We start from the raw sequence: 12,736 nt of genomic DNA, 5'->3' as shown, positions 1-12,736 counted from the left end.
GGTGCCTCCTCGGGCTTTGCGGCGAGACTAGGTGCGGGCGGGTTCGGCGTCCAGGAAGGCGGCGAAGATGGCGGCGCTGCCGGCGGGGTCGGCGGCGCCCGGTGTCTCCGCCGTGGTCGCGGCGGGCAGCAGGGCGGCGGCCCGGGCGCGCTGCGGAAATACGTTGTCGGTGCGTGCAAAGGCCAGCAGCACGGGATGCGTCAGCAGGGGCAGGCGCTGCTCCGTCGGGTGGCGCAGCGCGGCACGGTAGGGCAGCGGATAGGTCGTGCCGTTGCGGATGACCTCGACCAGCTTGGCGTGGACGGTGGCAGGCGAGGGTTCGGGGCCGTCGCGGCGGTGCGCAGGATCGCGCGCGAACCAGGGGAAGTAGCGGTGGTAGTCGCGGCACATGGCATGCGCCGCCGCCAGATACGCGCCGTCGGGATCGGGGATGATCTCCGGCGCGACGTTGCCCAGCATGCGCTGGCGCGCTTCCTCGTCGTAGAAGCCAATGCCGTCGAGGATGATACGGCGCAGGCGCGCGGGATGGCGCAGCGCGGCCTCGATCGCGACGCGGGCACCCAAGTGTGCGCCGTGGAGGTCGCAGGTCTCGATACCGAGGGCGTGGAGGAAGGCGATAAGCCAATCCGCGATGTCCTCGACCTCGGGGCGGGCGATCGGCAGCGCGTCGCTGTCGCCGCAGCCCGGCATGTCTGGCACGATGATGGCGCGCGTTGCTGCCAGCACGCGTGCGATGGGCAGCAGCGACGCGCCATTGGCCGCGCCGCCATGCAGCATGACGAGCGGCGTCCCGCCCGCGCCGCCCTCGCGGTAATGCACCTGACCCGTGTCGAGGTCGGCGAAGCGGCGCTTCACGAGGCAGCGTGCCGCGCGGCGAGCCAGCCGAAAGTGAGCCCGCGCATCAGCGACATGCCGGCCTGGTAGCCCGCGCCGGATTCGGTCGGCGCCGCGGTGTTGCCGCAGGCATAGAGGCCGGGGATGGGGCGGCCGCGCACATGCTGCACGCGGGCGTCGGTGTCGGTGAGAAGCCCGGCGGAGGAAATGGCGCCGAGCTTGAGGCGCACGGCGCAGAAGGGCGGCTCCGCGATGGTGCCGAGGTTGGGGTGCGCGGCGTGCGGATCGCCGGCGGTGGAGCGCGCGAAGGCGGAGGAGCCGCGGCCGTGGTCGGGATCCTCGCCGCGCGCCGCGCCATCGTTGAAACGCGCGACGGAAGCTGCCAGCGTCGCGGGATCCAGGCCGATCCCCGCGGCCAGCGCGTCCAGGCTGTCGGCGCGCGTCACCCAGTCCGGCAGCAGCGCGCCGGGCGGGCGGCGGGCGAAGCTGTAGCGGCGGCAATACTGCCCGTCGAAGATCATCCAGGCCGGCAGGTTGGGGTGGCGGTGCGTCGCGAGGTCGAAGCGCGTCAGCGCCGCGACGACGCGCTGGAACTGGCTTTCGTCGCAGAAGCGCTGCGCCTGGTCGTTGACGACGATGCTGTGGGGGTAGGAGAGGCCGCGCAGCCCAGCGCTGAAGAAGACGCGCTCGTTCGGGTCATCAGGGGACGGAATGCCGTAGCCCACGAGCATCGCGAGGTTGTTCGGCACGCGCCAGGTCGCGGCGCCGATCTCGGTGCCCATCGTCATGCCGTCGCCCTCGACGGAGCGGGGGAAGATGTTCATCCAGTCCGGCAGGCCCTCGAAGCGGTTCACGAGGTCGGGATTGCCCTCATAGCCGCCGGTCGCCAGCACCACGCCGCGGCGCGCGACGATCCGCACGGGCTTGCCGTCCTGCGTGCCGCGGATCCCGGTGACGCGGCCGTCCGTGGTGAGCAGTTCGTCGGCCCGAAAGCCCGCGAGGATCGGGACCTGCGCGTCAATCAGCGCGCGCAGGAACTGCCCTACCAGCGCGGGGCCGGCGGCGAGCAGGCGGCGCTCGCGGCGGCCGGCGATCTCTTCCTCCGGCCAGTGCTGTCGCGCGCCCAACCCGCCCCAGGCGATCGCGTCGCCCCAGCTGACGCCGGCCTCGTTGTGCACGCCCTCCTCCAGTCGGTCGCCCCAAGGTGCGATGGCGTCGCGCGCGATCGGCATGGCCTCCACCATGCGGCCATCGGCGGAGCTGCCCTCGGCCTGCGGGTAGTAGTGGTCGGGCAGGCCGCGCAACAGGCGGAAGGGCACGCGCGTCGCGAAGTCGCGCAGCGCGACATGCGAGTTCTGCAGGAAGGCGTCCACCATCGCGGGCAGCGCGTAGCCGCCACCGAGGAAGGTCGCGTAGGTCCGCGCGGCGTCCAGGCTGTCGGTCAGGCCGGCCTCCGCCATCAGGTGGTTGCCAGGCACCCAGAGCCCGCCGAGCGATGCCGCCGTGGCGCCGCCCAGCTTCCGCGACTTCTCCACCATGACCACGCGGAGGCCGCGCAGCACGCCCGCCAGCGCCGCGCCGCAGCCCGCGGCGCCGCTGCCAGCGACCACAAGGTCCGTTTCGATCTCCACGCAGGGCGCCCTTTCTCCTCGCCGCGATCTTGACGCGGCGGGCGTGGCTGGCAAGCCTCGGCTCCGGTCGAGGGAACGACGGCATGCACGCGAAATACCCGACGCTGTTCAGCCCGCTGCGCATCGGCCCGAAGGTCGCGCGCAACCGAAGCTGGATGAGCGCGCATGCCACGCTGCTGGTAAAGGGCCATGTCTTCACCGACGCGCATGTCGCCTATTACGCGGAACGCGCGCGGCACGGCGTCGCCGTCATCACGATGGAAGCGATGGCGGTGCACGAGACATCCCTGCCCTACCGTGGCAAGGCGCTGTCCTTCGACCCGCGGATGGTGCCGGAATATCGCAAGATCGCCGCGGCGGTGCAGGCGCATGGCACGCTGCTTCTGGCGCAGCCGTGGCATCGCGGGCGGGAGACGAACAGCGTGGCTTCGGGCCATCCCGTCTGGGCGCCGTCGGCGGTGCCCTGCGCGGTCTATCGCGAGATGCCGCATGTCATGACCACCGCCGACATCGACGCGATCCGGGAGGGCTACCGGCTGTCGGCACGCTACGCGCGCGAAGGCGGGCTCGACGGCGTCGAGGTGCATTCGATGGCGCATGGCTACCTGCTGAATCAGTTCCTGAGCCCCGCCACGAACCACCGCAACGACGCCTTCGGCGGCAGCCCGGAGAACCGGCTGCGCCTGGTGATGGAGATCATCCAGGCCACGCGCGAGGAATGCGGCCGCGACATGATCGTCGGCGTGCGCATCAACAGCGACGACGGGCATGAGGGCGGGCTGCGGCCCGCGGATTGGGCGGAGATCGCGGGGCGCATGACAGCGTCCGGGCTGATCGACTACGTCTCCTGCAGCCACGGCACCTATCTCAACCGGATGCTGATCTACCCGACCTCGCCGGAGCGGCACGGCTTCCAGATGGAGGCGACGCGCCAGGTGCGCGCTGCCGTAGGCGGCGTTCCGGTCGTCGGCGTCGGCCGCATCGTGACGCCGGAGGAGGCGGAGCGGCACCTCGCCGCCGGGGACTGCGACATGGTGGCGATGGCGCGCGCGCTGATCGCCGATCCGCAATGGGTGGCGAAGGCGGAACGCGAGGAAGCGCAGGATATCCGGCCCTGCGTGGGAGCCAACTGGTGCATGACCTCGATCTTCGCCCAGGCCCCGATCGCCTGCATCCACAACCCCGCCGCGGGGAACGAGACGGAGCTGTCGGAGACGACGCTGCTGGCGACCACGAAGCCGAAGGACATCGCGGTGGTGGGCGGCGGGCCCGCGGGAATGCGCGCGGCGCTGACGGCGGCGAAGCGCGGGCATCGCGTGACGCTCTACGAACGCCAGGCGGAACTCGGCGGGCAGGTGCGGCTGTGGTCGAGGGCGCCAAGCCGCGTGGAGCTTCTCGGCATCGTGGACTGGCTGCAGGCGCAGGTTGCGAAGGCTGGCGTGACGGTGAAGCTGCAGACCGTGGCGACGGAGGAGATGCTGCGCGCAGCGGGGCATGACGTCGTGATCGTCGCGACCGGCGCGCGCGGGCTGCGGCATGGCTGGACGCCGCTGCGGCCGGAGAAGTGGGACGGCAGTGCGGTGGTGCCGGGGACGGACCAGGCGAATGTCTATTCCTACCTCGAGGCGCTGCTCGAGGCCACGCCGCTGGGCGGGCGCGTGCTGGTCTATGACGGGCTGGGCGGGCGGCAGGGCATGGTAACGGCGGAGTATCTCGCGGCGAACGGCGCGAAGGTGGAGTTCGCGACCTGGCTCGGCCAGGCGGCGCCGGACCTCGCGGGCAGCCGCGACCGGGGCAAGACCTTCGGCATGCTGCGGCGGATGGGCGTGCGCTTCTCGACGGACCTGGAACTGGTCGCGATCGAGGGCGGGACCGTCACGTTGCGCGACCTCTACACGAAGGAGGAGGAGCTGCGCGAGGGCATCGACAACGTCGTGCTGGTGCTGGGGGCGGAGGCGCAGGATGCGCTGTTCCACGCGCTGAACGGCACGATGGAGGTTAAGCTGATCGGCGATGCGCTCGCGCCGCGCCGGGCCGATGCCGCGATCCGCGAAGGCGAGATCGCGGCGCGGGCGATCTGAGACAGGAGAACACGCGAATGCCGATGACGCCCGAAGGCGAAGCCGAGCTGAAGAAGATCCGCGACGTGCGCGGCTATACGCTGCCGCTGCATGAGATGCTGGCGGAGTGCAATCCGGAATTCCTGCGGCGCTATGGCGAGCTGGCGAGCCATGTGATCTTCGGGCCGCCAGAAGGGCGCGCGCTCGATCTCAAGACACGCTTCCTCGTCATGGTCGGCATCACCACCGCGGTGAAGGGCGATCGCGAGGGCATCGAATGGGCGTCGAAGCGCGCGATGCAGTACGGCGCGAGTTTCGAGGAAGTGGTGGAGGCCGCGTTCCTGGCGGGCCTGCCCGCGGGCATGCCGGCCTTCGAGGGTTTTTGTCGCGCAATGCAGGAGATGCGCGAAGGCAAGGGCTGGGTCCCGCAGAAGGACGCGGAAGACTGATCCGGGACGAGCCCTGCGACGTCGCGATCGTCGGCGCCGGGGCTTCCGGCGCAGCGGCGGCGATGGTGCTGGCGGAAGCGGGACTGCGCGTGGTGTGCCTGGAGCAGGGCGGGTGGCTCGATCAGCGCGCGTCGCCGTCATTGGGACCACGCTGGGAGGAGGCGCTGCAGACGACCTTCCACATCAATCCGAATGTGCGGCGCCTGGCGTCGGACTATCCCGTCGTCGAGGACGACACGCCGATCAAGCCGGCGCTCTACACGGGCGTCGGCGGGTCCACGCTGCGCTGGGGCGCGCATTTCCCGCGGATGCGGCCGAGCGATTTCCGGGAATGGCCGATCGCCTACGACGATCTCGATCCGTATTTCGACGCGGTGGACGAGGTGACGGGCGTCGCGGGGCTGCAGGGCGATCCCGCCAATCCACCGCGGCGCGCGCCTCGGCAGGCGCCGTTGCCGCTGGGGCCGGGACCGGCGCGCCTGGCAGCGGCGTTCGATCGGCTGGGCTGGCACTGGTGGCCGTCGGATTCCGCGGTGCTGACGGAAGCGCGCGAGGGACGCAAGGCCTGCAATCTCTGCGGCCCTTGCGGCGTCGGGTGTCCGCGGCATGCGCGGGCCTCGGCCGATGTGACGTGGTGGCCGCGCGCGCTGGCCGCTGGCACTGATTTGCGCGCGCAGGCGCGGGTGTTGCGGGTGGAGCCGGGGCGCGTGGTCTATGTGCGCGACGGCGAGAAGCGCGTGCAGCCCGCGCGCGCGGTGGTGATGGCCGCGAGCGGGCTCGGCACGCCGCGGCTTCTGCTGGCCTCCGGGCTCGGGGGATGGGCGACGGGGCGGCACCTCATGCACCACCCCACGGCGATCGTGACGGGGCTATTCGCGGATCGGCTCGACGGCCACAAGGGGCCCTTCGCCTGCGCGCTCTTCAGCCAGGAATTCATCGAGGACGATCCCGCGCGCGGATTCCGTCGGGGCTACCAGATGCAGGCGCTTCGCGGCGGGGGCCCCGTCCAGACCGCGCTCGGCGGCTACATGGCGCGCGTGCCCTGGGGGCGCGGGCATCACGCGCGCTTCGTCGCGACCTTCGGGCATTCCGTCAGCGTCACCATCACCGCCGAGGATCTGCCGGACCCGGAGAACCGCGTGACGCTGGACGATCGCGTGACGGATTCGGACGGGCTGCCGGCACCGCGGCTGCATTACCGGCTGGACGACAATGCGCGCGCGATGCTGGCGCATGGCGTGGACCGCGCGAGCGAGGTTCTGCGCGAGGCCGGGGCAACGGAGATCGTGGTGAACCCGCTGGTCGCGGCGGCGGGATTCCATTTCCTCGGCACGGCGCGGATGGGCCGTGATGCCGCTACGAGCATCGTGGACGCGGAGTGCCGGATGCACGGCGCGAAGGACATCGTGGTGGTGGATGGCAGCGTCTTCGCGACGGCCGGCGCGGTGAACCCGACGCCCACGATCCAGGCGATCGCGCTGCGGGCTGCGACGCGGCTCGCGGCCAGGCTGAAGGGAGAGGCGTGATGCTGACGGCACTGCTCGACACGCTGCTGCCGGGGGACACGGACTGGCCGTCGGCGGGATCGCTGGACGGGATCGACCTGGCGACAGAGGCGGCGCCGGTGATTGCCGCGCTGCCGGCGGGCTTCGTCGCTGGTGACGAAGAGACGCTGCGGGCGGTGGAAGCAGCGCAGCCCGCGGCGTTCGAGCGGTTGGTGTCCGCCGTCTACCTAGCCTACTACACGCACCCCGCCGTGCGCGCGGTGCTGGAAAGCGTGACGGGCTACGAGGCGCGGCCGCCGCAGCCGCTGGGTTATGAGTTGCCGCCCTTCGACGAAAGCCTGCTGGAGACTCAGCGGAAACGCGCGCCGTTCTGGAGGCCGGCGTGAGGACGCTGAGGCTGAAGGCGGAACCGGCGACAGTCGCAACTATCGCGCCCTTCGGGACGCTGCTGTCGCCGGAGGCGGAGGCGCCGGTGATCCGGAGCCCGTTCTACGGAGACACGGTCGCGATCAGGAAGCCAGGGCGCTTTGTCGGCGACGACACGCTGGAGATCTCGGTCGCGACCATCGAGCGGCGGGCGATGCGCGTGTCGTGGATGGAGAGGCACTTCCTGCACACGCAGAGCTTCTTTCCGCTGGGGACGCCCTTCGCGATGGTGCTGGCGCCGCCTGGCGAAGGCGAGTTGCCGGATCTGGAGGCGGCGCGGGCGTTCCTGTTCGACGGCAGCGCCGGGCTGATGCTGCATCTCGGCACCTGGCACGAGTTTCCCTTCGCGGTGGGGGATGTCGCGAATGTCTGCATCCTGATCAGGCGAGATACGGCGCGGGATCTAACGATGAAGGTGGGGAACGAGGCGCGGGGGCCGGATCTGGATAAGAAGGATATCGTGGGGCGGATGGGAGTGGGGATCGACGTGGTGGTTTAGGCGGCGCTCACCCCCACCCTCCCGCGCCGCTGCGTGGCGCGGGGCCCATCCCTCACCCGCAAGCGGGAGAGGGATTCAGCTTTGCGGGAGGGGGTATTCCTTCAGTTCCTTCGCGTACTCCTCCTCCACCTCCACCCGCGTGACGTGGAGGAAGCGCGCCAGGCCGACATAGATGCCGCAGGTCAGCAGCAGTTCGGTCAGGCGTTCCTCGTCGAGGAAAGCGCGCAGCCCCGACAGCGCGGCGTCGGCGACGTCGCCGACTTCCGCGATTGCCTGCGCGGCGCGGCGGATGGCGCGGGTCTGGGGGTCCAGCGCGGTGTCGTCGTTCGTGGAAATCGCGCGAAGATCGGACTCGGTGACGCCGAAGGTGCGGCCGATCTTGACGTGGTGCGACCATTCATAGGCCGAGCGCACGGACCAGGCGATCTGCAGGATCGCGACCTCGCGCAGACGCGGATCCAGCCTGCTCTCGTGCCGGATCTGGTTGGCTAGGACCTGGAAGGCGCGCGTGATGCCGGGCGCGTTGACCATGGCGCGGTAGATGTTGACGGGACGGACCAGCAGGTCGCGGTCCTCGGGCCGCAGATCGGCGGCGTCGCGATAGGGCAGCCTTGCCAACGAAACCTCCTCAGGCTGGCGGCGTCGCGCCGGTGCGTTCGACAATCATGCGGTAGTGCTCCGGCCGGCGGTGCCGGGCGAAGTTGAAGATGCCCTGCTTAATCGGCGTCGCGGCATCGAGGTCGCAGCGCGCGACGACCAGCTCGTCGGCCTCGGTGAGGGCCTGGGCCACGATCTCGCCCGTCGGCGCAATGATGCAGGAACCGCCGATCTGACCGATGCCTTCCTCGATGCCGGCCTTGGCGACGCCGACCACCCAGCACCCGTTCTGGTAGGCGCCGGCCTGCATGGAGAGCGCGTTGTGGAACTCCGCCAGCCGGTCGTGCTGCGGCGTCGTGGGATCGTGGCGCGGCGTGTTGTAGCCCAGCAGCACCAGCTCCGTGCCCTGCAGCCCGAGCACGCGCCAAGCCTCCGGCCAGCGGCGATCGTTGCAGATCATCATCCCGACGACGCCGCCGAAGGCGCGCCAGGCCGGCCAGCCGAGGTCGCCGACCTCGAAGTAGCGCTTCTCCAGGTTCTGGAAGGGGCGCCAGGGCTCGTGGTCCGCGTGGCCGGGCAGGTGGATCTTGCGGTACTTGCCGATCATCGCGCCGTCGGGGCCGACCAGAACAGCGGTGTTGAAGCGGCGCTTGCGGCCGGCGTCGCGCGCGATCTCGCAATAGCCGAGGTGGAAGCCGATGCCGAGACGCTTCGCCTCCGCGAAGAGCGGCGCGGTCTCGTTGGACGGCATCTCCTGCTCGAACCAGGCATCGAGCTCGGCCTCGTCCTCGATCCACCAATGCGGGAAGAAGGCGGTCAGCGTCGCCTCGGGGTAGACGATGAGCTGGCAGCCCATGGCGGCGGCGTCGCGCATCAGGACGATGAGCCGCTCCACCACGTCGCGGCGGGAACGGCTGCGCTGGATCGGGCCCATCTGCGCGGCGGCAATGGTGAGGATGCGGGGCATGGGTTCTCTCCTGCGCGCGCAGGATAATCGCGCCGCGGCGGTTTGTGCAGCAGGCGGGGATTTGGCAGCATCGCGTGCATGCCCCGACAGATCCGGCTGAACGCCTTCGACATGGCCACCCCCGGCCACATCCAGCAGGGGATGTGGACGCATCTCCGCGACAATGCGCGCCACTACAACCGGCTCGATCACTGGACGGACCTGGCCAAGCGGCTGGAGCGGGGGCTCTTCGACGGGCTGTTCCTGGCCGATGTGCTCGGCATCTACGACGTCTATGGCGGCAGCCCCGATGCGGCGCTGCGCGCAGCGGCGCAGGTGCCGCTGCTCGATCCGATGCTGACCATCCCGGCGATGGCCGGCGTGACGACGCATCTCGGCTTCGGCGTGACGTCGAACACGGCCTACGAGCCGCCCTATCTCTTTGCCCGCCGGATGAGCACGCTCGATCACCTGACCGACGGGCGGATCGGCTGGAACATCGTCACGGGCTACCTCGACAGCGCGGCGCGCGCGCTCGGCTACGACCAGCAGATGGCGCATGACGACCGCTATGACCTGGCGGACGAGTACATGGACGCGGTCTATGCGCTGTGGGAAGGCAGCTGGGCGGACGACGCGGTGAAGCGCGACACCGCGGGCCACCTCTTCACCGATCCCGCGCGGGTGCGCCGGATTGCGCATCACGGCCGGCAATACAGGATCGAGGCGATGCATCTCTGCGAGCCCTCGCCGCAGCGCACGCCGGTGCTCTACCAGGCCGGCGCGTCCGATCGCGGGCGGCGCTTCGCCGCTACCCATGCGGAATGCGTGTTCGCTAACGGCACCGCGCCGGCGGTGGTGCGGCGGATCGTGGACGACATCCGCGCCCGCGCGGCGCCACGGCCCGTGCAGGTCTTCGCCGGCGCGACCGTCGTGGTGGGACGGACCGAAAAGGAAGCGCGCGACCTACTGGCGGACTACGCCTCGCACGCCGATGCCGAAGGCACGCTGGCCCACGCCTCCGCCTCGCTCGGCATCGATTTCTCCCGATATGGCATGGACGAACCCGTGCAGGCCGGGCCGACGCAGGCCATCCGGTCGAATGTCGAGGCGATGGCCAAGGTCGCCGGACCAGCCTGGACCAAGCGCAAGCTGCTGGAACAATCCGTCCTCGGCAGCCGCCAGCCGCCGATCGTCGGCGATCCCCGCCAGGTCGCGGATGCGCTGCAGCGCTGGGTGGAGGAAGCCGATGTGGACGGCTTCAACCTCTCCCGCACCGTCATGCCGGAGTGCCTGGACGCCTTCGTGGACCTTGTGGTGCCGGTGCTGCAGGAGCGGGGCCTCTACAAGACGGCCTACGCGCCGGGCACCTACCGCGAGAAGCTGTTCGGCGCGGCGCGCCTGCCCGACGGCCATCCCGCCGCGGCGCATCGCTGGCGGTGACGCGCCGGCCTGCCGGCGAACGAGGGCCGCGCGAGGTAAGTTCCTCACGCAGGCGTGGCCATACGCATCGCAACGACCGTCCCGAACCGCTTCCCCTTCGTCGCGCCGCCGCGTTGGGTGGGCGCGATCCAGCACGGGAGACGGCGCATGGCGGACGGACGTGGTCGGGCGGAAGTGGACGCGCCCTTCTTCGAGCAGCCGAAGGGGCCGGTCTTCACCGCGCATGAAGAGGCCGAGAGCCGCCTGCGGTGGGAGAGCGCGAAGCGCCGGCAGGAACAGATCGGGCCCGCGCCACGCGACCTCGCGGGGTTCGGCCTGCTCGCCGCGGCGCTGCTCGGCCTCGGCCATGTCGAGACGTCCTGGCGGGCGGGCGACGCGGCGTCCGCTTCGCGCCCCTTTGGCTGGGATTTCGAGCCCGGCCTGACCGACGACGTCGCGATCCGCGAAGCCGCGGCGACGCGTGGCGATGGCGGGATCGCGGAAGCCGGCGTGACCGGCGCGCTGCCCATCCTGACAGCGGCGAGCGGTGCCGAGCCGATCATGCCCCTCGCCGCCAACGGTCATGCGATCGTGCTGCCGATTGCGGCGGCTGCCGACATGGCAGTCGCGCCGCTCGGCGCGGCCACGCCGGAAACGCTGGCCGCCGCCTTGCCCGCGCTCGCCGTGGTGGAGTTGCCGCCGGTCACGCCGGTCCTTGCCGCCGAGGCCGCGCCCGCGCCGAGCATGGCGAGCGTCGCGCTTCATTGGACACCGCCCGTCGAGGCGGCGTCGGGCGCGCCGCCCTCGGCCGTGCCGGTGACGCCGGTCGTCGTCGCAGCGGCGAGCGCGCCGATGGACGTGGTCATGGACGTGACGGCCGGCAGTTCGGCGCCGGCGCAGCGGGCGGGGGATGCCGCGCCCGAAGGCCATGCGCCTGGCCTCGCCGTGGCCGCGGCCCAGCATACCGAGGAGGCCGCGGCCATCGCCGTCGCCTCGGCGGGGACCGGTCCCGCACACGGGCAGGCCAGGGCGGAGGCGTCGCCCGCGCCCGCTGTCGCATCGGGCCAGCAGGCGGAGGATTCGTCGCACGGTCCCGGCCTCGCGCCCGGGCATGACAAGACGGATGCGACGCCGCCGGGACAGGCCGTTGCCGTGGCGGCGGCGGCGACGCCGCCGGGTCAGGCCGTTGCCGCGGCGGCGCAGGCGGATGACGGGTCGCATGGGCTCGGCCTCGCGCTCGGGCATGACAAGGCGGCGACGCCGCCGGGTCAGGCCGTTGCCGCGGCGGCGCAGGCGGATGACGGGTCGCATGGGCTCGGCCTGGCGCTCGGGCATGACAAGGCGGATGCGACGCCGTCCGGACCGGCGGTGGTCACGGTCGCGCAGTCGGATGGCGTGCTCGGCCTGGCGCTCGGCCATGACAAGGCGGATGCGACGCCGTCCGGACCGGCGGTGGTCGCGGTCGCGCAGGCGAATGACGCGTCGAACGGGCTCGGCCTCGCGCTCGGCCATGACAAGGCGGATGCGACGCCCGGCGTCTCGCTGGCGGCCACCGATGCGGCAGCCGGCGGCGCGGCGATCGCTACCGCGTCGCCCGTCGCCACCGCGGCGACCCTGGACAGGCCGGTGGAGATCGCGGCCGTCGAACCGGCGATCGTGGCCGCGCCGATGCCGGAGGACCCCGTCGCGGTGCTCGGCTTCGCGCCGGATCCGGCGCCGACGGGGCTGTTCCGCGTGCTGGCCGCGCGCTACGAGCAGGGCGGCGACCTGCCGCCCGGCCTCGCCGCGAAGCTGGACGTCGCGGCGCTGGACGACCACGCCGCGGCTGTCACGCCGCAGCACGGCCACCACGACGCGCTGCTGGGATAGCGCGCCCGGGGCGCGTCAGTACGGCGTCCTGTCCTGCTTCGCCGTCCAGGCCTGGAAGACCTCCAGCGCCTCGGCGGCGAGCAGGCGGCGCATCGCCAGGCTGCGCGCCTCGATGGGCTTCGGCACCTCGTCGTAGATCCACTGGTCGTCGAAGCCGATCGCCGCGGCGTCGTCGCGCGCATTGGCGTAGAACACCGCGTCCAGCCGCGCCCAGTAGGCGGCCGCCAGGCACATCGGGCAGGGCTCGCAGCTCGTGTAGAGCACGGCGCCCCGGAGCTCGCGCGATCCCGCCGCGATGCAGGCGCGGCGGATCGCCACGATCTCCGCATGCGCGGTCGGGTCATTGGTGGAGGTGACCTGGTTCCAGCCCTCGGCGATCACCCGTCCGTCCTGCACGACGACGGCGCCGAAGGGGCCGCCCCTGTTGTCCTCCATGCCCTGGCGCGACAGCGCGATGGCCTGGCGCATGAAGTCGTCGTGGCTCGGCATCGCTGCTTC

At 71.5% G+C, this 12,736-nt stretch carries 12 protein-coding genes; 7 read left to right on the top strand and 5 right to left on the bottom strand.

Going from position 1 to position 12,736, the window contains the following annotated elements; all coding sequences use genetic code 11:
- Positions 1-27: 27 nt before the first annotated feature.
- Together ACLF3M_RS30320 and ACLF3M_RS30315 are read right to left on the bottom strand one after the other, a co-directional pair.
- Complete coding sequence (locus ACLF3M_RS30320; RefSeq protein WP_430660752.1) at positions 28-855, bottom strand: alpha/beta hydrolase; 828 nt, start codon at positions 853-855, stop codon at positions 28-30.
- Positions 852-2,465 (bottom strand): FAD-dependent oxidoreductase, encoded by a 1,614-nt coding sequence (locus ACLF3M_RS30315; protein WP_430660751.1) that lies wholly within the window; start codon positions 2,463-2,465, stop codon positions 852-854. The genes ACLF3M_RS30320 and ACLF3M_RS30315 overlap by 4 nt, the downstream gene beginning before the upstream one ends.
- An 83-nt stretch (positions 2,466-2,548) precedes the next feature.
- On the opposite strand from ACLF3M_RS30315, the gene ACLF3M_RS30310 reads away from it, so the two are divergent.
- Genes ACLF3M_RS30310 through ACLF3M_RS30290 form a run of 5 tightly spaced genes read left to right on the top strand, consistent with a single transcriptional unit; the run spans position 2,549 to position 7,404 of the window.
- Complete coding sequence (locus ACLF3M_RS30310) at positions 2,549-4,546, top strand: FAD-dependent oxidoreductase (RefSeq protein ID WP_430660750.1); 1,998 nt, start codon at positions 2,549-2,551, stop codon at positions 4,544-4,546.
- Positions 4,547-4,563: 17 nt separating this feature from the next.
- The gene (locus tag ACLF3M_RS30305; RefSeq protein WP_430660749.1) at positions 4,564-4,974 is read left to right on the top strand and encodes a carboxymuconolactone decarboxylase family protein; all 411 of its coding nucleotides are present in this window, start codon (positions 4,564-4,566) and stop codon (positions 4,972-4,974) included.
- A complete protein-coding gene (locus ACLF3M_RS30300; protein WP_430660748.1) occupies positions 4,908-6,500 on the top strand; it encodes a GMC oxidoreductase in 1,593 nt (530 codons plus the stop codon). Before ACLF3M_RS30305 ends, ACLF3M_RS30300 begins: the two co-directional genes overlap by 67 nt.
- Positions 6,500-6,865, top strand: coding sequence for a hypothetical protein (locus tag ACLF3M_RS30295; protein WP_430660747.1), 366 nt, complete (start codon positions 6,500-6,502; stop codon positions 6,863-6,865). The genes ACLF3M_RS30300 and ACLF3M_RS30295 overlap by 1 nt, the downstream gene beginning before the upstream one ends.
- The gene (locus ACLF3M_RS30290; RefSeq protein WP_430660746.1) at positions 6,862-7,404 is read left to right on the top strand and encodes an ureidoglycolate lyase; all 543 of its coding nucleotides are present in this window, start codon (positions 6,862-6,864) and stop codon (positions 7,402-7,404) included. Before ACLF3M_RS30295 ends, ACLF3M_RS30290 begins: the two co-directional genes overlap by 4 nt.
- Before the next feature lie 75 nt (positions 7,405-7,479).
- On the opposite strand, the gene ACLF3M_RS30285 is transcribed toward ACLF3M_RS30290, so the two are convergent.
- Positions 7,480-8,022 carry a carboxymuconolactone decarboxylase family protein gene (locus tag ACLF3M_RS30285; protein ID WP_430660745.1) on the bottom strand — a complete coding sequence of 181 codons (543 nt, stop codon included), beginning with the start codon at positions 8,020-8,022 and terminating at the stop codon, positions 7,480-7,482.
- 10 nt (positions 8,023-8,032) lie between these two features.
- The gene (locus tag ACLF3M_RS30280) at positions 8,033-8,968 is read right to left on the bottom strand and encodes an N-carbamoyl-D-amino-acid hydrolase (RefSeq protein ID WP_430660744.1); all 936 of its coding nucleotides are present in this window, start codon (positions 8,966-8,968) and stop codon (positions 8,033-8,035) included.
- 78 nt (positions 8,969-9,046) lie between these two features.
- On the opposite strand from ACLF3M_RS30280, the gene ACLF3M_RS30275 reads away from it, so the two are divergent.
- Both ACLF3M_RS30275 and ACLF3M_RS30270 read left to right on the top strand, forming a co-directional pair.
- Positions 9,047-10,390, top strand: a complete 1,344-nt coding sequence (locus ACLF3M_RS30275; RefSeq protein WP_430660743.1) for an LLM class flavin-dependent oxidoreductase — start codon at positions 9,047-9,049, stop codon at positions 10,388-10,390.
- A gap of 147 nt (positions 10,391-10,537) precedes the next feature.
- Positions 10,538-12,238, top strand: coding sequence for a hypothetical protein (locus ACLF3M_RS30270; RefSeq protein ID WP_430660741.1), 1,701 nt, complete (start codon positions 10,538-10,540; stop codon positions 12,236-12,238).
- Positions 12,239-12,253: 15 nt separating this feature from the next.
- Here ACLF3M_RS30270 and ACLF3M_RS30265 read toward each other — a convergent pair whose 3' ends face one another.
- A complete protein-coding gene (locus ACLF3M_RS30265) occupies positions 12,254-12,727 on the bottom strand; it encodes a nucleoside deaminase (protein ID WP_430660740.1) in 474 nt (157 codons plus the stop codon).
- Positions 12,728-12,736: the final 9 nt, after the last annotated feature.

Origin of the sequence: Falsiroseomonas sp. HW251 (assembly GCF_050563545.1) — a bacterium.
Lineage (GTDB): Bacteria > Pseudomonadota > Alphaproteobacteria > Acetobacterales > Acetobacteraceae > Falsiroseomonas.
This window is presented reverse-complemented; position numbering and strand designations above follow the sequence as displayed.

What these genes read in the sequence shown, in the direction of transcription:
- ACLF3M_RS30280 (WP_430660744.1), bottom strand. Translation starts at nt 8,968, where the DNA reads ATGCCCCGCATCCTCACCATTGCCGCCGCGCAGATGGGCCCGATCCAG.
- ACLF3M_RS30265 (WP_430660740.1), bottom strand. Translation starts at nt 12,727, where the DNA reads ATGCCGAGCCACGACGACTTCATGCGCCAGGCCATCGCGCTGTCGCGC.
- ACLF3M_RS30305 (WP_430660749.1), top strand. Translation starts at nt 4,564, where the DNA reads ATGCCGATGACGCCCGAAGGCGAAGCCGAGCTGAAGAAGATCCGCGAC.
- ACLF3M_RS30295 (WP_430660747.1), top strand. Translation starts at nt 6,500, where the DNA reads ATGCTGACGGCACTGCTCGACACGCTGCTGCCGGGGGACACGGACTGG.
- ACLF3M_RS30275 (WP_430660743.1), top strand. Translation starts at nt 9,047, where the DNA reads ATGCCCCGACAGATCCGGCTGAACGCCTTCGACATGGCCACCCCCGGC.
- ACLF3M_RS30270 (WP_430660741.1), top strand. Translation starts at nt 10,538, where the DNA reads ATGGCGGACGGACGTGGTCGGGCGGAAGTGGACGCGCCCTTCTTCGAG.
- ACLF3M_RS30310 (WP_430660750.1), top strand. Translation starts at nt 2,549, where the DNA reads ATGCACGCGAAATACCCGACGCTGTTCAGCCCGCTGCGCATCGGCCCG.